Annotated in this window: 18 protein-coding genes; 11 read left to right on the top strand and 7 right to left on the bottom strand. The window is 62.2% G+C overall.

From position 1 onward, the window contains the following. The first annotated feature begins 1 nt into the window (after position 1). The 10 genes from ACIQF4_RS13150 to ACIQF4_RS13105 all read left to right on the top strand — a co-directional run bounded on the left by ACIQF4_RS13150 (position 2) and on the right by ACIQF4_RS13105 (position 9,580). Positions 2-904 carry a carbohydrate ABC transporter permease gene (locus tag ACIQF4_RS13150; protein WP_400517565.1) on the top strand — a complete coding sequence of 301 codons (903 nt, stop codon included), beginning with the start codon at positions 2-4 and terminating at the stop codon, positions 902-904. A gap of 30 nt (positions 905-934) precedes the next feature. Continuing rightward, the gene (locus ACIQF4_RS13145; RefSeq protein ID WP_400517564.1) at positions 935-2,125 is read left to right on the top strand and encodes a Gfo/Idh/MocA family protein; all 1,191 of its coding nucleotides are present in this window, start codon (positions 935-937) and stop codon (positions 2,123-2,125) included. 34 nt (positions 2,126-2,159) lie between these two features. Beyond that, complete coding sequence (locus ACIQF4_RS13140) at positions 2,160-3,164, top strand: sugar phosphate isomerase/epimerase family protein (RefSeq protein ID WP_400517563.1); 1,005 nt, start codon at positions 2,160-2,162, stop codon at positions 3,162-3,164. A 51-nt stretch (positions 3,165-3,215) separates the two neighbouring features. Then, positions 3,216-3,914, top strand: coding sequence for a ThuA domain-containing protein (locus ACIQF4_RS13135; RefSeq protein WP_231456472.1), 699 nt, complete (start codon positions 3,216-3,218; stop codon positions 3,912-3,914). Beyond that, a complete protein-coding gene (locus tag ACIQF4_RS13130; protein ID WP_400517561.1) occupies positions 3,899-5,023 on the top strand; it encodes a Gfo/Idh/MocA family protein in 1,125 nt (374 codons plus the stop codon). Before ACIQF4_RS13135 ends, ACIQF4_RS13130 begins: the two co-directional genes overlap by 16 nt. 2 nt (positions 5,024-5,025) lie before the next feature. After that, a complete protein-coding gene (locus ACIQF4_RS13125; RefSeq protein WP_350001512.1) occupies positions 5,026-6,024 on the top strand; it encodes a sugar phosphate isomerase/epimerase family protein in 999 nt (332 codons plus the stop codon). Positions 6,025-6,069: 45 nt separating this feature from the next. Next, positions 6,070-7,839 (top strand): dihydroxyacetone kinase family protein, encoded by a 1,770-nt coding sequence (locus tag ACIQF4_RS13120; RefSeq protein ID WP_350001514.1) that lies wholly within the window; start codon positions 6,070-6,072, stop codon positions 7,837-7,839. After that, positions 7,836-8,318, top strand: a complete 483-nt coding sequence (locus ACIQF4_RS13115; protein WP_400517560.1) for a ribose-5-phosphate isomerase — start codon at positions 7,836-7,838, stop codon at positions 8,316-8,318. The genes ACIQF4_RS13120 and ACIQF4_RS13115 overlap by 4 nt, the downstream gene beginning before the upstream one ends. Before the next feature lie 2 nt (positions 8,319-8,320). Further along, entirely contained in the window at positions 8,321-9,322 is a 1,002-nt protein-coding gene (locus ACIQF4_RS13110; RefSeq protein WP_400517559.1) for a 3-hydroxyacyl-CoA dehydrogenase family protein, read from the top strand. Positions 9,323-9,406: 84 nt separating this feature from the next. Further along, complete coding sequence (locus ACIQF4_RS13105) at positions 9,407-9,580, top strand: hypothetical protein (protein WP_400517558.1); 174 nt, start codon at positions 9,407-9,409, stop codon at positions 9,578-9,580. Between the two features lie 244 nt (positions 9,581-9,824). Here the strand turns inward: ACIQF4_RS13105 and ACIQF4_RS13100 are convergent, their stop codons facing one another. Then, positions 9,825-10,661, bottom strand: a complete 837-nt coding sequence (locus ACIQF4_RS13100; RefSeq protein WP_400517557.1) for a hypothetical protein — start codon at positions 10,659-10,661, stop codon at positions 9,825-9,827. A 1,533-nt stretch (positions 10,662-12,194) separates the two neighbouring features. Here ACIQF4_RS13100 and ACIQF4_RS13095 point away from each other — a divergent pair. After that, on the top strand, positions 12,195-12,794 hold the full coding sequence (locus tag ACIQF4_RS13095; protein WP_400517556.1) for a recombinase family protein: 600 nt from the start codon (positions 12,195-12,197) through the stop codon (positions 12,792-12,794). A gap of 75 nt (positions 12,795-12,869) precedes the next feature. Here the strand turns inward: ACIQF4_RS13095 and ACIQF4_RS13090 are convergent, their stop codons facing one another. The 6 genes from ACIQF4_RS13090 to ACIQF4_RS13065 form a co-directional block, all read right to left on the bottom strand. Continuing rightward, positions 12,870-14,330: a hypothetical protein gene (locus tag ACIQF4_RS13090; RefSeq protein ID WP_400517555.1), complete on the bottom strand. Its 1,461-nt coding sequence runs from the start codon at positions 14,328-14,330 to the stop codon at positions 12,870-12,872. Beyond that, positions 14,323-15,294 (bottom strand): hypothetical protein, encoded by a 972-nt coding sequence (locus tag ACIQF4_RS13085; RefSeq protein WP_400579983.1) that lies wholly within the window; start codon positions 15,292-15,294, stop codon positions 14,323-14,325. The genes ACIQF4_RS13090 and ACIQF4_RS13085 overlap by 8 nt, the downstream gene beginning before the upstream one ends. An 88-nt stretch (positions 15,295-15,382) precedes the next feature. Further along, on the bottom strand, positions 15,383-17,950 hold the full coding sequence (locus tag ACIQF4_RS13080) for a DEAD/DEAH box helicase (RefSeq protein WP_400517553.1): 2,568 nt from the start codon (positions 17,948-17,950) through the stop codon (positions 15,383-15,385). Beyond that, complete coding sequence (locus ACIQF4_RS13075) at positions 17,947-18,894, bottom strand: DUF1837 domain-containing protein (protein WP_400517552.1); 948 nt, start codon at positions 18,892-18,894, stop codon at positions 17,947-17,949. The genes ACIQF4_RS13080 and ACIQF4_RS13075 overlap by 4 nt, the downstream gene beginning before the upstream one ends. Before the next feature lie 384 nt (positions 18,895-19,278). After that, a complete protein-coding gene (locus ACIQF4_RS13070; RefSeq protein ID WP_400517550.1) occupies positions 19,279-19,647 on the bottom strand; it encodes a hypothetical protein in 369 nt (122 codons plus the stop codon). Between the two features lie 356 nt (positions 19,648-20,003). Continuing rightward, positions 20,004-20,177 carry a hypothetical protein gene (locus ACIQF4_RS13065; RefSeq protein WP_400517549.1) on the bottom strand — a complete coding sequence of 58 codons (174 nt, stop codon included), beginning with the start codon at positions 20,175-20,177 and terminating at the stop codon, positions 20,004-20,006. Positions 20,178-20,261: the final 84 nt, after the last annotated feature.

The following is a 20,261-nucleotide window of genomic DNA, read 5'->3' as shown; positions in this document are numbered from 1 at the left end:
GGTGAGCACCGTCCTGACAAGCAGCACGGAGGAAACTCCCACGGGCACCCCGGCCGGCTCCCCCGCCAAGCGGGGGCTCGGTTCCCGGATGAGGCGGCTCAACGTCCCGGCCGGCCTGGGCGGCTGGATCTGGCTGGCCATCATCATCATCCCGGTGTACTACGTGGTCATCACCAGCCTGAAGACCCAGGAAGGGTACTTCGGCCAGAATCCGCTGGCGCTTCCCACGTCCCCGACGCTGGAAAACTACCAGATGGTCCTCGAAGCCGACTTCGCCACGTACTTCATGAACAGCACCATCGTCACCCTGGGTGCCGTCGTTCCCACCGTGCTGATTTCCTTCATGGCCGCCTTCGCGATAGTCCGGGGCAAGGGCAGGTTCCTCAAGCTGGTCAACGGCATGTTCCTGATGGGACTGGCAATCCCGCTGCAGGCCACCATCATCCCGATCTACCTGATGATCATCCGGCTGAACCTTTACGACAGCCTGCTGGCGCTGATGCTTCCCTCCATCGCCTTCGCCATCCCGCTGACCGTGCTGATCCTGTCCAACTTCATCCGCGACGTCCCGAACGAACTCTTCGAGTCGATGCGGCTGGACGGCTGCAGTGAATGGCAGACGATGTGGCGGCTCGCCCTGCCGCTGACCCGCCCCGCGATCGTGACCGTCGCCATCTACAACGGCCTGCACGTCTGGAACGGATTCCTGCTTCCGCTGGTCCTCACCCAGAGCCCGGGCCTGCGCGTCCTCCCCCTGGCGCTGTGGACCTTCCAGGGCGAATACAGCGTCAACATCCCGGCAGTGCTCGCCTCGGTGGTGCTCAGCACCCTGCCAATCCTGGTGCTCTACGTGGTGGGACGCCGGCAGCTGCTCAGCGGCCTCACCGCCGGCTTCAGCAAGTAGCCACCAGGACCTCCACGAAAGGACAGACACATGACCCCCGCACAGCCCCTTCGCGTCGGCATGGTGGGTTACGCCTTCATGGGCGCGGCCCACTCCCACGCCTGGCGCACCGCACCACGGTTCTTCGACCTGCCGCTGCAGCCCCAACTCACCGCCGTCGCCGGCCGGAACGCCGAGGCCGCCCGGGCAGCCGCGGGCAAGCTGGGCTGGGGCTCGGTGGAGACGGACTGGCGCCGCCTGGTCGAGCGCGACGACATCGACCTGATCGACATCTGCACCCCCGGCGACACCCATGCCGAAATTGCGATCGCAGCCCTCGAGGCCGGCAAGCACGTGCTGTGCGAGAAGCCGCTGGCGAACTCCGTGGAGGAAGCCGAGCGGATGACCCTCGCTGCGGAGACTGCCGCCAAGCAGGGAGTCATGTCCATGTGCGGCTTCAGCTACCGCCGCACCCCGGCACTCGCGCTGGCCAGGCGGTTCGTGGAGCAGGGCAGGCTGGGCGAGATCCGCCACGTCCGGGCGCAGTACCTGCAGGACTGGCTCTCCGATGCCAACGCCCCCATGACCTGGCGGCTGGACAAGAGCAAGTCCGGGTCCGGTTCCCTCGGCGACATCGGGGCGCACAGCATCGACGCCGCGCAGTGGGTCACCGGCCAAAGCATCAGCGGCGTCTCGGCGCTGCTCGAGACGTTTGTCCCGGAGCGTCCCCTTGCCGGCGACCTTGTGGGCCTGGGCGGCCATGGCGACCTCAGCGGCGACGCACCGCGCGGGAAAGTCACCGTGGATGACGCCGCCATCTTCAGCGCAAAGTTCGACGGCGGTGCTGGCGCGGGTGCGATTGGCGTCTTTGAAGCCACGCGGTACGCGCTGGGCCGGAAGAACGCCATGCGCCTGGAACTGAACGGCACCAAAGGCTCCCTCGCCTTCGATTTCGAGGACATGAACGTCCTGTCCTTCTACGACGCGGCGGAGTCCCCGGACGCCGGCTTCCGGAAAATCTTTGTCACCGAACCCGAGCACCCGTACGTCGGCAACTGGTGGCCCACCGGCCACGGCCTGGGCTACGAGCACGGCTTCACCCACCAGGTGGTGGACCTGGTCACCGCACTCGGTGAGGGCCGCCAGCCCGAGCCGTCCTTCGCGGACGCCCTGCAGGTGCAGAGGGTTTTGGCCGCCGTGGAGGCAAGCGCCACCAACTCCAGCCAGTGGCAGAAGGTCTAGGACCGTGGACACGGGAACAGGAGAAGGAACAGCCATGACACGACCAATCACGCTATTTACCGGCCAGTGGGCCGACCTGCCGTTCGAGGAGGTGGCCCGGCTCGCCGGCGAGTGGGGTTTCGACGGGCTGGAAATCGCCTGCTGGGGCGACCATCTGGACCCGCGCCGGGCTGCGGAGGACGACAACTACCTCCAGGGCCGGCTGGACATCCTGGAAAAAAACCACCTCAAGGTCTTCGCGATCGCCAACCACCTCACCGGACAGGCAGTGTGCGACGACCCCATCGACGAACGCCACCAGGGCATCCTGTCGGCGGAGATCTGGGGCGACGGCGAACCGGAAGGAGTGCGCCGCCGGGCAGCAGAGTCCATGAAGGACACCGCCCGGGCAGCCGCCCGCCTGGGTGTCAAGACCGTCACTGGGTTCACCGGCTCCTCCATCTGGAAGGCCGTCGCCATGTTCCCGCCAGCCCCTGCGGGAATGATCGACGCCGGTTACCAGGACTTCGCGGACCGGTGGAACCCCATCCTGGACGTCTTTGAGGAGGAAGGAGTCCGGTTTGCCCTGGAGGTCCACCCGTCCGAGATCGCCTACGACTACTGGACTGCCAAGCGCACCCTGGAGGCCATCGGGCACCGCAAGAGCTTCGGATTGAACTTCGACCCGTCGCACTTCATCTGGCAGGACCTGGACCCGGTGATGTTCCTGCAGGACTTCGCGGACCACATCCTCCACGTGCACGTCAAGGAATCGGTCCGCCAGCTCAATGGCCGCAACGGGCGCCTGGGCTCCCACCTGGCCTGGGCGGACCCCCGGCGCGGCTGGGACTTCGTCACCGCCGGGCACGGGGACGTCCAGTGGAACCGGATCTTCCGGACCCTGAACGCCATCGGCTACAGCGGGCCCACCAGCATCGAGTGGGAGGACGCCGGCATGGACCGGCTTGTCGGCGCACCGCAGGCGCTGGCCATGGTCAAGGAACTTGCCCGGATCGCCCCGCCGGCAGCCGCTTTCGACGCCGCCTTCTCCAGCCGCTGACCCAGACTTTCCGGCCCCACAGGCCGTCAGCCAAACAAAGGAACCCCTGACATGACAGAACGCAAGAACGCCCTGGTGGTCCGCGGCGGCTGGGACGGCCACCAGCCGTACGAGGCCACGGAACTGTTCATCCCCTACCTCAAGGACAACGGCTACGACGTCCGCGTGGAGGAATCCCCCAAGGTGTACGCCGACGCCGAATACATGGCCGGCGTGGACCTGATCATGCAGTGCATGACCATGACCACCATTGAAAAGGACGAGTTCGCCGGGTTGCGGGCCGCCGTCGAAAACGGCACCGGCCTGGCCGGCTGGCACGGCGGCATCGCCGATTCGTACCGCAACAACTCCGACTACCTGCACCTGATCGGCGGGCAGTTCGCCTGCCACCCCGGCAAGCACCCGGACGAGTGCGTTGGCGAGCAGTCGGACAATTACGTTCCCTACACGGTGAACATGCTCCCGGCCGCCGCGGAGCACCCCATTACCAAAGGCATCGCCGACTTCGACCTGGTCACCGAGCAGTACTGGGTGCTCTCGGACGACTACATCGACGTCCTGGCCACCACCACCCAGAAGGTCAGGGAGTGGGACCCCTGGAACCGCGAAGTCACCTCACCCGCCATCTGGACCCGCCAGTGGGGCAAAGGCCGCATCTTCGTCGCCACCCCGGGCCACCGGGTCGAAATCCTCCAGGACACCAACGTCCGCACCATCATTGAAAGGGGCCTGCTGTGGGCAAGCCGTTGAAAGTCGGAATCATTGGCTGCGGAGCCATCATCGCCCAGTACCTGGCCAATTTCCGCAAACTCGAGCAGATTAACCTGGTGGCCGTGGCCGACCTGGACCCCGCACGCGCCCAGGCCGTGGCAGATGACTACGAAGGCGTCCGCGCCCTCTCCGTCGAGGAACTCCTGGCCGCGGACGACGTCGAACTTGTCCTGAACCTGACCATCCCCGCCGCCCACGCAGAGGTGGCGCTGAAGGCCATCGCCGCCGGCAAGAGCGTGTACGGCGAGAAGCCCCTGGCAGCCACCACTGCGGAAGCACGCCAGGTGCTGGACGCTGCGCGGGAGGCGGGAGTCACCGTCGGCTGCGCCCCGGACACGGTGCTGGGCACCGGCATCCAGACCGCGCGCAAGGCGATTGATGACGGGCTGATCGGTGCACCCATCTCGGCGAGCGCCACCATGGTGACCCCGGGACATGAGCGGTGGCACCCCAACCCGGACTTCTACTACCAGCCCGGCGGCGGCCCCCTCCTGGACATGGGCCCGTACTACGTCACCGCACTCGTCACCCTGCTGGGCCCGGTGGTCTCGGTCATTGGCGCAGCAAGCCACACCCGCAACGAACGCACCATCGGCTCCGGGCCCCGCCAGGGCGAGAAGGTCCCCGTCGACATCGATTCCCATGTGACCGGTGTCCTGGTGCACGCCTCCGGTGCGCTCTCCACCCTGTTCATGAGCTTTGACGCCGTGAAGTCCAAATCCCCCAACATCGAGATCCACGGGGAACGCGGATCCCTGGTAGTGCCGGACCCTAACCACTTCGACGGCGACGTCCAGCTGTTCTCCCTCGGCGCCGAGGACTGGGAAACCCTTCCCGTGTCCGCCGGCTACGTTGACTCCGGCCGTGGCTTCGGCATTGCGGACCTGGCCTCCACCCCTGCCGGCGTTGAACCCCGCGCCGGCGGAGCGATGGCCTACCACGCCCTCGAGGTGATGGAATCGGTCCTCGAATCAGCCGGCAGCGGCGCGGCGGTAGCGATCACCAGCACTGTGGAGCGGCCGGCGAGCGTGGAGCTGACCGTCCTGGCCGGGGAGCTGGACCGGCTCCAGGCCCAGGAAGCGTCGTAGGCATGGCTTACACAGCCGACAGCTGGCCCATCACCGCGGCCATGCTGCCCTTCCCGGGCACCAGCGCCCAGGGAACCCACATCAACGACGCCGATGCCTCCGCCTGGGCGGCGGCGTTGACGGAGGTGAAGGAGGCCGGGTTCGCCAACGCGGACCTGACGGACAGCTGGGTCCGCCCCGGCGATCTCAGCCCGGACCGGCTCGCCGAGTTCAGGCAGACGGCACAGGACGTGGGCATCGGCACCCCTGCCGTCTCCGCCATCCGCCGCAGCGTCATTGATGAGCGGAACTGGGAAGCCAACCTGGCGTACAGCCACCGGACCATTGACGCGGCGGCCGAGCTGGGGTGCGAGGTTGTTTCCTTTGGCCTCCACCAGGCCATCACGCCGGAGCAGCAGAAACAGCTCTGGTTCTGGACGGTTGAAGGGCACAAGGACCCGGAGGGAGACCGGGAAACCTGGGGCAACGCCGTCTCCCGCCTCCGGGAACTCGGCCGGCACGCCGCCGAGGTGGGCCTCCTGCTCTCGCTGGAGATGTATGAGGACACGTACCTGGGCACCGCTGATTCCTCCGTGCGCCTTGTCCAGGACATCGGGCTTCCCAACGTGGGCCTCAACCCGGACCTGGGAAACCTCATCCGGCTGCACCGGCCGGTGGAGGACTGGCGGGAGCTGGTGGCCAAGACCCTGCCGTTCGCCAACTTCTGGCACATGAAGAACTACTTCCGGGACGAGGACGCGGCCCGCGGTTCGTACGTCACCATGCCGGCTCCCATGGAAAGCGGCCTCATCAACTACCGGGAGGCCTTCAAGGTGGCCCTGGCCGCCGGGTTCCAGGGGATCCTTTGCACCGAGCACTACGGCGGGGACGGGCTGAGCGTTTCGGCCAGCAACCAGGACTACCTCCGCCGCCACGTCCTGCCCAAGGCCGGCGGTTACGCCCTGGGCAGCAGCCAGGTGGCCCAGGGGCGGCAGCAGCCGGCGCAGCCCGCCCACGTGTAAGCGCTAAACCCGCCTTTCCCAACCCAAGGATTCAACGAGGAAACCATGACCCAGATCTTTGACAACCCCGCGGACTTTGCGGAGGAGGCGCTGGACGGCCTGGTGGCAGCCAACCGCGGCTATGTGGCCAGGGTGGACGGCGGGGTGGTCCGGTCCACCGAGGTTCCCGCGGGCCAGGTGGCCGTGGTGGTGGGCGGCGGTTCCGGACACTACCCGGCCTTCGCCGGCCTGGTGGGGCCGGGCCTGGCCGCAGGTGCGGTGTGCGGCAACATTTTCACCTCGCCCTCCGCCGGGCAGGCGTACCGGGTGGCAAAGGCGGCAAACGCCGGCGGCGGCGTGCTGTTCAGCTACGGCAATTACGCCGGGGACGTGATCCATTTCGGCGAGGCACAGCAGCGGCTCAACGCTGAAGGCATCGAGACCCGCACCGTCCTGGTCACCGATGACATCGCCAGCGCCCCGCTGGACCAGATCGACAAGCGCCGCGGCATCGCCGGGGACCTGACCGTCTTCAAGATCGCCGGCGCCGCAGCCGAAGCGGGACTGGACCTGGACGCCGTCGAACAGCTCGCAGTCCGCGCAAACTACCGCACCCGTTCGCTTGGGGTGGCCTTCGACGGCTGCACCCTGCCGGGCGCTGCCGAGCCGCTGTTCCACGTGCCGGCCGGCGGAATGTCGCTGGGGCTGGGCATCCACGGCGAACCGGGGATTTCAGACCATCCCATGCCCACGGCGTCCGAACTCGCCGAACTGCTCGTCTCCGGGCTGCTCCGGGACAAGCCCGATGAGGCCGGGAACCGGGTAGTGGCCATCCTCAACGGGCTCGGCAGGGTGAAGTACGAGGAACTGTTCCTGCTCTTCGGCAAGATTGACAAGCTCCTCACCGGTGCCGGGCTGACCATCGTGGAGCCGGAATGCGGCGAGCTGGTCACCAGCCTGGACATGTCCGGGCTGTCCCTCACGCTGCTGTGGCTGGATGACGAGCTGGAGCGCTTCTGGACGGCCCCGGCCGACACCCCCGGGTACCGCAAGGGCAGCCTGGCACCGCGGGCCCGCCGGGAACTGGCGGCAACGGAAGGCGCCCTGGCTGCCGAGGAGGAAGATACGACGGCGGCAGCGGCCGGGCTGGGCAGGCTGGCAGCCGACGTGCTCGCCCAGGCGAGGGACGCCGTCGTCGACCATGAACGTGAACTTGGCAGGCTGGATGCCATTGCCGGCGACGGCGACCATGGCGTCGGCATGCGCCGGGGCGTGGACGCCGCGGTGGCAGCGGCAGGTGAAGCTGTTGGCGCGGGACTCTCTGTCCACCGCGTGCTCGCCGCGGCGGGCGAGGCCTGGAGCGAGCGGGCCGGCGGCACCTCGGGGGCGCTGTGGGGATCCGCCCTGGCGGCTGCCGGCCGGGCCCTCGGCAACAAGGACTCCTACAGCGGCGGGGACGCGGCGGCTGCAGTGGCCGCCTTCGCGGACGCCGTCACCAGCCTGGGCAAGGCAGAACCGGGAGACAAGACCATGGTGGACGCGCTGCTTCCCTTCCGGGACGCCTTTGTGGCCGCGTTCGACGGCGGGACGCCGGTAAGCGGGGCCCTGGCCGCCGCGGTGACCGCCGCCCGGCAGGCGGCCGATGCCACCGCATCCCTGCGCCCGCTGAAGGGGAGGGCACGGCCGCTGGCCGAAAAGAGCCTGGGCCACCCGGATCCCGGAGCGGTGTCCTTCGCCCTGATCGTTACGCGGGTTTCTGAGTACTTCGAGCCTTCACCGGCACTCTCCTATCCCAGGGCGGCCGCTTCTATGGCCGGACAGGAAGCCCAGTCGTGAGCGCCGGGGCAGGGTGGCGCATCGTCATCGGCAATGACGAGGCCGGCGTCGAATACAAGGAAGCGCTGAAGGCGCTGCTGGAAGCGGACAGCCGCGTGGCATCCGTTGTGGACGTGGGCGTGGGGGCCGGTGACACCACCGCCTACCCACATGTCGCCGTCGACGCCGCCCGCAAGGTGGCCCACGGCGAGGCGGACCGTGCCCTGCTGATCTGCGGCACGGGCTTGGGCGTGGCGATCGCCGCCAACAAAGTACCGGGAATCCGTGCGGTCACCGCGCACGACGGGTACTCGGTGGAGCGCTCGGTGCTGAGCAACAACGCGCAGGTCCTCACCATGGGCCAGCGCGTCATCGGCCTGGAACTGGCCAAGAAACTGGTGGGCGAATGGCTCGGCTACCGGTTTGACGAGACCTCGGCCTCCGCCGCGAAGGTGGACGCCATCTGCTCCTACGAACCCGAATCCACGAAAGCAGTCTGATCATGACCGAAAGTTCATCCAACCCGACCATCGGTTCCAGCTCTGGCGCGCCCGGCGCCCGGAAGATCGCCATTGTGGGCTCCGGCTACATGGGCGGCGGGATCGCGCAGGTCCTGGCGCTCGGCGGGGCGCGCGTTGCCCTGTCCGACGTGTCCGCTGAGCTGGCGCAGAGCAACTACGACAGGCTCCTGGTTGAATCCGACCAGTTCGTGGCCGATGGGCTGTTTCCTGCCGGTTCCACCGAGATCCTGAAACAGAACCTGTGGGCCGCGAAGGACATCGAGGAGGCCGTGGCTGATGCGGACTTCATCGAGGAGGCGGTGCCCGAGGTCCTGGCCATCAAGCACCAGACGCTGGCCCGGATCAGCGCCGCTGCCCGCCCGGACGCCATCATCGGCTCCAACACCTCCACGATCTCCATCGCCGAACTGTCCGGGCCGGTCAGCAACCCGGAGCGGTTCCTGGGCGTGCATTTCTCGAACCCGTCGCCCTTCATTCCCGGTGTGGAGATCATTCCGCATGCCGGGACGTCCGCTCTTACAGTGGGTACGGTCCGAGATCTGGTCCACGCCGCCGGCAAGCAGACCGCCGTGGTCAAGGACGCCACCGGGTTTGTGCTGAACCGGCTGCAGTACGCGCTGTTCCACGAGGCGGCGCAGCTGGTGGAGCAGGGCATTGCGACGGCGGACGATGTGGACACCCTGGTCCGCACCACGTTCGGCTTCCGGCTGCCGTTCTTCGGGCCGTTCGCGATCGCGGACATGGCCGGGCTGGACGTGTACAACTTCTGCTACAAGTCCCTGCAGAAAGAGTTCCCGGAGCGGTTCGCGACGCCTGCGATTTTGAGTGAACTGGTGGAGGCCGGGAAGCTCGGCACCAAGAGCGGCGCCGGCTTCCTCAACGTCCCCGCGGAGCGCACCCCCGAGCTGATCGCGTACCGCAACAAGGCGTACGTGGCCATGCAGAAGCTGCTCGATGAGCTGGGGCCGGCGCCTATTGGGTGAGGTGGTGGGCTTTTCGCTGCTGCTGTGGGTGCGAAACCCCGAAAGAGCGGCGTGGTGGTCAACGGTCGAAGAGGGAGGGATTCAATGGCTGACGAAAACGGCAAGGGAGTCATTGAAGATGCCGTGCGGCTGTTGCGCGAACTGGATAGCACGCCCCCGAATCAGATGACCCCGCTGTTCTACCAACACGGGTACGAGGAACTGCGGATGATGGTGCGCGATCTGCTTCGCATGCTGGGCAGCGACCCCGAGGTGTAGAAGCAAAGTGGAGAGGAGCCAGCCGCCAGCCGATAGCGGACCTTCTGTAAAGCTGGAGAAGGTGGTCCCGGGGGTCACTTCCTGCGGGCGGCGCACCATATGGGAGACCTGGCTAGTCTTCCGGCACCGCTCCATCAGCTGGCCGCCATCTGAGGGGTTACCAGCCTGCTCAAAGTCGTAAACCTGGATAGATGAGCAAGTCCTCGTCTAATGTCAGCTCAGACCGAACACGACGAGCGCCCCATCAATCGACGATCTCTCCTGGATCGTCGCAAGTAGCAAATGCCCTCAGCGCCTCAGGCATCAATGAGTTGTCCGCTCCATCTGGTATCACGGTAAGCAGAAGGCTGACGTCGGTCATGCTGATCGGGGTGGGTTCCATTCTCGGCAGGGTTTTCTCCGGCGGAAAGATTCGCGCCAGTCCGACTCGAGCAACGGCTTGGTCAAGACGCTGCTCATGGTCATCTCCAGAGCTGTAAGCAGAACCGACGACGAGCAACACTACGCGGCCGAGCCTGATTGATTCCGAAGCGTTGATCGGACCTTCACGGACACTGAACCCGATAGGTGCGCCATTCTCATTGCAAAGGACCCTGGAATCTCCCTTTAGAGCAAGAACGTAGGGAGTGCTTTGTGATTCCGTAGGCTCGACCGAGTCGTCAACCAGCGCGGCGTACACTCGGACACCTTTCGGTGTGCCGGCGTGGTGCGTGTCGAAGCGGCGAAGGAGCAGTTGTCGACTCGCCTCTACACCTAGAACCCCCCTGCCGCGTGCAAGGCTAAGCAGCAACGTGATCCAAACGATCCAGTCACCGAGATGCTGCAGGGTCTTTTTGGTGATGGGAGAACCTGTCTCGATGAGATCCATCATCTCCGATCGTTGATGGAGAACGCTGGTGGCCTGGTTGTGTGTAAAGCAAAGATCGGTCCGGAAACGCGCCAGGTCGTCGTGATCCGGATCGAGTCCAAAGCGCTTCCAGAGGGCCTGAGGAATGATGTGTTCGACGGTGGGCTCTTCAAGACTTCCACACAGCAGGCACGGCCTGCCCTCGTCGTTCCCAGCCTGGGAAATTTCAGCCATTTGTCATCCTCCGCCGTGCTTGCGCGGCCATCTGGCCAACCGGAAACCAATACGTGGTATTCAATCACGGCCAGCCCGGACGACAGGCAGTCCGAGCTGCGGGTATCTCGGACTGTTAGTAGTGCGTCTGACTTAAATGTCACACCCTTCCGGTCTACTATCAGAAGACATAAGGAGGAGAACGCATGGCACCCACAATTGCTCTGACACGGCACGATCTGAAAGCGCAACGCCGGCACGTTCTGCGGGACCTGGGGGTCTCCATTGACGACTTTACGAACACTGTTCGGACCAACACCCTGAGCGGAGCCGAATGGGAAGCTAAGGACCGGTTGGAGGAGATCTACTTCTTGCTAGACGAACGCGCGCCTTGGTCACTTGAGTGACCTAACGCTTGAGCAGCGTTCAGCACTGTTCGCATCAGAAATTCAAGAAACGCTAGACGGTTCCCTTCCTGGGGACCGTCTAGTTGCGTCATACAAGGCACCCTCGGGAAACAAGTTCGTTGTCAGGCTTGAAGAGGCAAAGATGCCGCTTACTGTCGCTGGAAAGACGGTTGCCTATCTCGGGTGCTCGATGGACCAGGAGCTGGATAGGGCCGGGAGGTATCTGAAAACGACGGGATCGAAAGTTACGGTTTGGTCGAAAATCGATAGAACACCACTGATTCGGCTTGAGTACGACGCGACGATGAGGGGAGCGCCCATCTCTCATTGGCAGATACACGCTGAGCGCGGTGCGATGAGCCATCTACTGGGCCATGCATATGCCCTTCCCGGAGCGACTGTCAGCCGTCCGCATGATTTCAGTTCGCTTCATTTTCCGCTGGGCGGCGAAAGATTCCGTCCGTGCTTGGAGGATGTAATCCAATTTCTCATCGAAGAGTGCGGGATTGATTCCAAGGACAACTGGCGGACTGTGATCGAAGCGGGACGTGAGAAATGGCGCCGCATACAGCTTAGGTCAGCCGTCAGGGATGCCCCAGAGGAAGCGGCGTCCGTGCTGCGCCACCTTGGATACACCGTTGAATCGCCCTCAGAAGAAGTGGCAGATCGGCTGACGCCCCTGCGGAAATGGTAACCGGCCGCGTGATCACGGGGCTAACGTCAAGAGATCCCACGCGACCACGGCAGGTGAAATTGCCCCGGCAAGTCTCCCATGAGGTCCGCTAGCCGAATCTAGCCGATTTACCTGACCGCACGTCACCCGGATTAGCGGCAGCTTCAACACGCTCTACAGCATCGACGTCGATCGCGGCGCGGTCCCGCCAGCCAACAGAACTCTCGTCGGCAGGTGAAAAACACCGTCAATTTGGGCTTCTCCCCCACGGGTGCCAAAACGCCGATAACCGACGTTATGTAAAGCTGAGGGCTGCGTATGGCATGAGATGCATCATCTGCGCGCGCGTTCCCCGCCGCGGCCGCAACTCACATACTCACAGGTACTCAGCGCGCCCTTTGTAGCAGAGCTGACTCTTGACGCTCCTCCCGGATGTCTGGACAATTCCACGCAACTAAGAGTTGGAGGGCGGTCATGGTTGGTCAGCGTATCGGTTACGTCCGGGTCAGCACCCTTGATCAGAACGAGCAACGCCAACTCGAGGGGCAGGTTCTCGATCGAGTCTTTACGGACAAAGCTTCCGGCAGGGACACTGCGCGGCCGCAGCTGACAGAACTGCTTCGGTTCGCCCGCGACGGGGACACAGTCGTGGTGCACAGCATGGACCGGCTTGCCCGCAACCTGGATGACCTTCGTGCCCTCGTTCAAGGGCTTACGAAACGAGGGGTAGGTGTCGAGTTCATCAAGGAGCACCTCGTCTTCACTGGTGAGGACTCCCCCATGGCTAACCTCATGCTCTCGGTCATGGGAGCCTTCGCCGAATTCGAACGCTCCCTCATTCGAGAGCGTCAGCGGGAAGGCATCGCCTTGGCCCAGCAACGCGGCGTGTACAAGGGAAGAAAGAAGACGCTGACACCGGAACGGGCAGCCGAGCTGGTCCAACGCGCGGGCAGCGGAATCCCGAAAGTCGTCCTCGCCCGTGACTACGGAATCAGCAGGGAAACGGTCTATCAATATCTCCGCCACGCCAATGGAATGCATCCAAAGCAGCTTCCTCCCACGCAGCTCATTTAGAGGGCCTAACGTCTTGTCCATCCACACTGCAAGAATGGCAAGGACTCAGGACCACCTTTGTTCTGAGCGTGAAAACTAGTCGAGAAAATAGGCGTGAACCTTCTCGTCGGAGTCCAAAATTTCGTCTGCAGGCACATCCAGCCGTCGTGCGAGTTCGGCTGATCCAATGAGTGCGACCTGCACGTCAGGCGAGAAGGCTCGTTCGAGTAAGCCAAGATAGTCGGACACGCCTCGATCCAAATTCTCTATGAGCTCCTGGTACTCGCCGGCGAGCTGATCGTCGAGCACGCGCTGTTCGCTGAGATAGCGTTCGATCAGCTCGGCCTCTCGCTTCGAGAGGGATGATGCGGCCGCCTTGTACATTATTGTGCCGACCGTGTTGCCGATAACGGCGCCGAGTACTGGAACTGGGATGAGCGCCTGGCCGACAAAAGACGACAGTGCGCTCACCGCGGCTTCCAGGGCGACGAGCTCGGAGTTCTCGATGAACTCGAGCTGGTCGATCTCGCCACAGCGGAGCTTATTCGCCTGGTCTGCGATACCGAAGGCGACGGTGACAATTGAGCTTGCGACGGCCGCTGATGTGGCAGTGAAGTTCGTCAGCGTGTAGATGCTGAGGCCGCGTACTCCGCCTTTGACGAAGCTGAAACCGGCCTCTCCTGCGATGTCGATCCAGTCCTGCTCGCTGAACTCTTTGAGCCTCTTGCCTTCACGACGCTTGGCGGCCACGGCCAGCACGAAAGCTGTACCGCCCTCAACTACGGCGGCTGCGAGTGTGGCTTTTGCTCCTTCTTGCAGGTTTGGCAGGCTCTCCTGATAGGCGTTGTCACGAAGTGCCTGGTCGGTAGAACGGAGGGAGGTTTCCTCGGCCGCCATGGTCGACTCGTAAGCGCCCCTCTGTACCTCGTGGTACTTGAGCGTCGATGGTTCGAGTGCTTCAATACCGATCGATCCGTCTTGGAAGAACACATCGATTCGTTGCCAGTCCTTAAAGGAGGGTCCGTCTCCGCTGCGCGACAGGAGCTTTCCGGCTTCCTCGGGCGGCGTGGAGTACATCTCCTTTATCACCTCGAAGTAATCAGCGGGTATCTGGTACTTCCCGCCGTTCTGGACGAAGTCGGGATACTTCTGGAGGTGTTCGGTAATTGCTCCTAGGGAGAAGCGGCCACCTGCAGCGACGAACTTTTGCTGGATCTCCACCCCGCTGCGGATTAGGTCCACGGGCCCGTTGTCGTTCACCCATTGGTAGACCGGCGCTTGGCCCAGGATCTGTTGCCGGGCATTGGAGATACCCACCTCCGCGATCTCCGCGATGAAGCCGTGCATTCCGTGCTGTCCGCCGCGATTGGCGGTGACCACCTCAAGGTCAATCTTCCGAATAGCTTCATCGATGATGGTGAGTGCGTTCAGCAGGTTCTCGTCCTGCTGACTGAAAGAGCCCAGCAGGTCGTCAATGCGGAGTTGGTTGAGGTAGTTCACCCATGAAGCGACTGCCTGCTCCTGATTGCTCCTGACCAACTTCGGCAGGTCATCCATCAGTCACATCCCGCTCGATGCGCCTGCTCAGCAGTGCTGCACACGACTTCGTATTGTTCACGAGGACGCCGAGTTCCTGCTGCTGGGAATCGGAGAGGGAACGGAAGTCGGCACCAAAGTACGGCAGTGCCCGGCCGTAGCACTTCACCAGCCCTACGCGAAGCGTGATGGTCTTCTGGAGGAGGTCGTCGATCTTTGAATCATCGCTTTTGACCGACGCGGTGTTGCGCTTTACAGCAGCAAGCGCCTCCTCCTTTGCCGCGAGATTGTCGAACTTTTTCTTTGCGAACAACGCGATTGAGGCGAGGAGGGTGGCTCCTGCAACCGTCCATCCGACGGGGCCGGCCAGCCCCAGTATTGCGCCGCCTGCCGCGGTGCCTCCACCTCCGGCAGCCAATGCGCCGCCCCCAAGCCATGCAAGAGCGGCGTTGCTCGCAGCGGCTCCGGAGAGAGCTGAGATTGCGGTACCAGTTGAGGCAGTGCCGAAAGTGGTGGCGACCCACATCGCGGCCGTTGGCGCCACGCTCGCGACTGCAGCTCCCGCGGCAAACCCAGCGCCGGCGCCGGCAGCAGACCGCTGCGCAGCTTCCAGGTCCTTCCGGGCGAACTCCTCCGCATCCAGGAACTCGGCCTTGTAGTGGCCGATCTCGCCGAAGGAGGTCTCGAACGACTTCGGGGTGTTGGCGATGCTGTTCACCAACAGCTCGACGAACTCGATCAGGTCCGCCGACCGTTCGCGCTGGCGCAGGAGTGAAAGCCCCTTGTCGCTCATCCCAGCGAAGGCTGCGTTGTAATCCGCTATCGCCTCCTCGTAGGCGTCCGGCGCCTTCACGGCCATTTTATCGACTGTCTCTTTGGCGGCTTCCTTGACGCTTTCAACCTGCTCGATAAGCTGCGCCGACGCACTCCGAAAGACCTTGCCAATGCCCTCTACGGCCTTACTCACGTCGACTTGTTCAGCCATCGTCTTCCCCTCAACTCGATTGCGGTTCGCTTCCGAGAAAAGATTATCGATTGCCGCTGACAAATCGGGCGTTCACGTGCGCTGTTGTTTATGCCTTCCTGGATGTACTGTCGCGTGAACTCATGGCAAGGGACTCGACCAGATCCATAATTTCCTGTTGCACAAGCACGGGAATATCCATACCCTCGATGTTTCGTCCTCGAAGCCATGCCAAGCACTCTTCGGTAGTCCAGCTATCGGCAGTGACGTACCCGGCTATGGCTACCGTTGCCGTCCGGGACAACCCCAGGGACATCATTACTACTTCACTTGCGCGCGAAACACCCAGTTCCAGCAACATGGTTATGTCGGGGCCGTCGGCGATGTCATGAACTCCTCGTTCTGCTGCGTAGACCTTGAGGATGTCGTTGTAGCACGACAGATACTTAGGCGCTTGAAACCGTGCCACAGTTTCAATATCGGCCATGACGTCCCGAATTGCCTTGGCTATGGGCACGTTCCGTCCCGATCGTTGTTCGATAAGTCTTGCGAGCGGAAATCCATGCATCCAATTCACCACTAAATTCGCGAGCTGCCACTTGCGTTTGTCCTCTCCGTTTGCTGGTGGCAGGCCAAAGGCCGTTGTCATCATTTGTCCAAGAATCACAAAAGCCGCCTGATAACGCGGCTTTGCGTCGCCTTCTTCCGGCAAGGCCAGGACTAGGTCGTGAGGGTCTTTTGCGTCGTTGCGGAGCTTGCTCAGCAGACGTTGCATGGATACTGGGGAGATACCGGCGTGACGAGCAATCAGCTCCTGTGGGAACTCTGCGTCGTTGACGACCTGCTCAACGGCCTGACGTAGCTCGGCCCTATCGGCATGCGAGGGAAGCTGACTCAGGAGTCCCTCAATGTCGGCTCCTGCTGCATGCTTGGCCGCTAAGTACGAAAAGAGGTTCTCGGAAGGTGAGTTCGACGATTTCAGTGCAAAATCACTGCGCACATAGTCGAGAATTGGCTCAGGTCGGAGTAGACCCTGCTGCGTAGCAAGACTGAGCTGGGAACGACGACGCGTCGTTGGGAGATTTGGCCATAGATCAGGGTCGTCAGTATCGATGCACACAATGTTCCCTTGAAACTCCTTCCCCCAGCGCCCCGCTCTTCCTGCCAGGTTCCAGAAGTCGGCCTCGGACATGGGATTCCCTCTGCCCTTCTGGGGATTCCTGACGAATATCGTCCTGCAAGGTAAGTTCACGCCCTCAAGAAGAGTGGATGTACAGACCAGGAACTTGATCTTTCCTAAGCCAAATAGCCGTTCTATCTCCGCTCTAATAGCCAGTGGCATGTTGCCGTAGTGAAAGGCGACTCCCTTTTCCAGAACGTCTGCGAGGCTATACCGCGGATGAACAGCAGTTTTGACGAGCTCTTGTAGGTTTCGGATGTCATCGTCCGCATCCACGGATACTGACAAATCAGCTATATTTTGGGCAACCTTCTCGGCCTCATCGGCGCCGTTGACGTAAACAATGTTTCCTCCCTCCTCGCCACCCAGAGCCTGCGCGACATAGGCAAGCCTCATTGGAACCCTGGTGGCCCGCTGTAGGAGTTCGAACTCTCCGATGGGGATTATTTCTCCGTCGTGGACTAGAGAAACTCTTCGCTTGGCTGGGGAACGATGCACTCCCTCGACTCTGAGCAGGTTTTGGTTCACGGTTATGGCTTCAGACACGATGGCGTGGGAATCCACCCCGGCGGGCCGACTCGAAAGCAACAATTCAGGGTTGGAGCTTAGCGGACTGGCGAAGATGACCTGGGCCCGGGGATTGTCATTCGTGGTCCGGTCAATGACCTGCTGGAGCAAGAGACCTCTTTCGGCCCCACCAAGCCCTTGCGCCTCGTCAACGAAGAGAAAATCAATCTCAAATGGGTGTTGGGATTCTTGGATGAGGTGCAGGCGTTCTTGCGTCAGAACAAGGACTCGATTGTGAATCTTGTTGAGGTCGGGGTCCCAAGGCATGACAATGACTCCAGTGCCAGCGGGGACCTCTTTACGGAAGTCTGCGGACACTTCCTCTACTAAAGCCCTAGTGGGTGCGAGATACACAGCAGTGATTCGCTCCCGTTGACGGATCTGCTCCAGGAACCATTCCCGAACAATCCTGGACTTTCCAGCGGAGGTGGGTGCTGAAACACTTAGCCACTCATTCGCTTTTGCTCCCGCCCACAGCTGTTCTTGAAAAGTATTCACCTCTAGGTTTTCACCTGTTGATAGTGGAATGGAGAGGCGCAGCTTGGTACGGATAATTTCCAGCCGTAGCAGTGGTGGAAGCTTGGTCCAGACCTCTGGGTCGACCATGTTCCTTGATTCGGCGAGCTGAACAGCCCGATGATTTCCCACCCGCTCCAGCAGTGCTGCAGCTGCGTGCTTGTGGCCGGCTTCAGTCTCTACGTCCTCTGACAAGCAGCCTGAAGCGATGCGCAGTACTGCATTCTGTGCTCGCTCCGTACTCGTCGAAGCGAGTATGCTGGCGCCGAATAGCGTGAAGTTCCAGTCAATTTGATCGGGTTCCGCGTCCATCGTGATGACTGGAAACTCTTTACTCAGTGAGTGAAGCCTGATCGATTTCAGCGCAGTGGTGAACTTTCCGGAGTCGAAAACTCGGACTGAAGCGTCGCTCATGAGACTCCCAACTTCGCTCGTACGGCTTTCCGCAAGGCATCGACATCAGGTACGGGAATGCAAAAAACATCAATCCCGACTTGCACCAAGTTATGCTGGGTCAGGCGGCGCCCGACGGCCGCCCTCCATCTTTGGACCGCATTGCTCAGCTGCTTGGATTGCTCCGCTTCAAGGGAATCTAGATTCGGGTAGTCCCCGTGGTCGAAGCCGACCAGGCACGCACCATTCCATCTGACCTTTAGTCGGCGCGGACTACTCTCGTCGAAGTACTCAAGAAGGTGACTCGCGAGATCGGCGTGCTGAACATTAAGGTTGTCCCTAACGAGCAGTAGATCCCGTTTGCGAGTCTCCGCTCCGTCCGCGGCGAGGAAGGGGGCGATGCTCTCAAAGCAATCAGTGAAGGCATCAGAACTAGACTTGTATAGTTTTGACTCACCCCAGTACACGTCAAGAATGCCATCTTCACCGAGAGACGCGTGAACGCCGTCGGAACCATGGACATGCACGTTACTGCTGGTCTTCAGCGACATTTTGGCGAGCAATTGCGGAAGACCCAGTAACCGCTCCATGAGGAGGAAGAGTAGTAGTTCTCCCCCCTCCCCCGTCCCGTCTGCGTCCACGAATAGCTCCCGGGCCTGTTGCTCAAGTCTAGAGAAGTGGCTTGTGGATCGGGTGCGTTGGAGGTACTCAACAGCCTCTTCCACCCGTGCCCGTGGAATGCAGAAGTCCATTGCCGCCCTAGCCATCGCTGAAGCCAAGAGGTCAACAGCGGGTGTTCCGCCCGCATCTACAGCTAAGAAGTGTGTGCGAACTACGGTTCGAGTTCCGTCGAGTGCGGTTGGTATTTCATACTCTTTCAGGAGGTGCAAAAACTCGTTTGGGTCGCCCCTTACTAGTCCTGCTAAGAGGTCGGAAAAGGACCCCTCAACGGGTGCGGAACTCATCGTGGCTTTCCCCTAAAAAAATGACCTTGATGCCAACACTGAAGGCAATATCGGCCGTGAGTGACAGACTTCTTTACATTCTGGAGCCACTTATAAAAAGACGCCCATTGTGACACGGCGCGCACCGAGATCAGGGTTGCGACGGGTCGTTCGCTCGGCCCAGTGACAGTCCCTTCTTCTGTGACTAGATGCGGCCACTGTCACTGTTGAGAAGGTCTAGACAGGAGTAGGACCTGGGGAGAGCTCGAGTACCTGGATAGCAGCCTCCGGTTGCCGAGAGAGTCCTTTGGTTATCAATCCGTGGACGGCCACCGTCGATCTAACTGACGCGGTCGTGGTTAGGAACCGCGGTGTCCCGACTCGGGCAGCTTGACAGAATCTTTATTATCGGCTTTTCCCGTTTGCCTCACCGTGCACGGCATCCGTGAGGACCTCGACTACAGCGATCTGGGCGGTTGTGTCCGGGACGCCAGGGAAGTGAACCTGTGGGTCCTCAGTCGGCACCCTCGGCTGCGGGATCGCCGTTCGTAGGCGAAAAAGCGCGACCGCAGAAATGAGGAACCAGGCCACGTTCGTCACCACGGAAGGCCATGCCCCGTGGACTGTGCCGTTGATGATAAAGGCAACGGCGCCAAAAAGATTCGCGGTCTGGAAGCCCTTGCCGGCTTTCAACCAGCCCATGGAAACGGCGAGGTAAGCACTGAGTATTGCGACCGCGCCGGCCCAGCCGGCGATTTCCCACAGCAGTTCCACTGTGTCCTTTCAGGGATGCTGCCCCGTCTTGCCAGTGGCTGGGCAGGGGTGTTGATGGTGGCTTCGTAAGCTGTTTCGTCTAATACGGCGCGCATTCTCGGCGTAGTTGCGACCGCGATTTAGCCCCCTCAAACCGCTCCAGCCTTCCGGTGGCGGGGCGTCTCCCGCATCGAGCCCGCGTACAGGCTTCCGTGGACAGGGCATGCCACTCGCGCCGCATCCCCGACATGGTCAAACAATTGTTGAGCCGAGGCGAGCGGTTTGCTGAGCAACAGCCGCTAGGACGGATCGAGAAATGGTGGGCTATCTACTTATGCGGTGCCACTAGACGGCGGTGCAGACACGATGCACCGGGTTCAGGATGCTCTCTCCAAGTTGTCGAGGCTCTTTGTGACCTCATAGTGGAATCCGTCCCGGTCCTCGATGGCCCAGGCCTCGTAGAACTCAGCCTTTTCGAAGAGCTTGCGGTTGTTTGAAGGGGATTTGACCCAAAGGATTTCCCCGTCATCCGTTACTAAGCCTCGATCCACCGATGAGTTTGGGGTGTGAGCGGGTGCCGTGACACGGAAATGCCCCTCGGATCAGGGAAAATAGAGCTTGTCTAAGGTTCTAGT

Origin of the sequence: Pseudarthrobacter sp. NPDC092202 (genome assembly GCF_044755505.1) — a bacterium.
In the GTDB taxonomy this organism is placed as follows: domain Bacteria; phylum Actinomycetota; class Actinomycetes; order Actinomycetales; family Micrococcaceae; genus Arthrobacter.
Note: the sequence above shows the minus strand (reverse complement) of the source record. Positions and strands in the feature narration are given on the sequence as shown.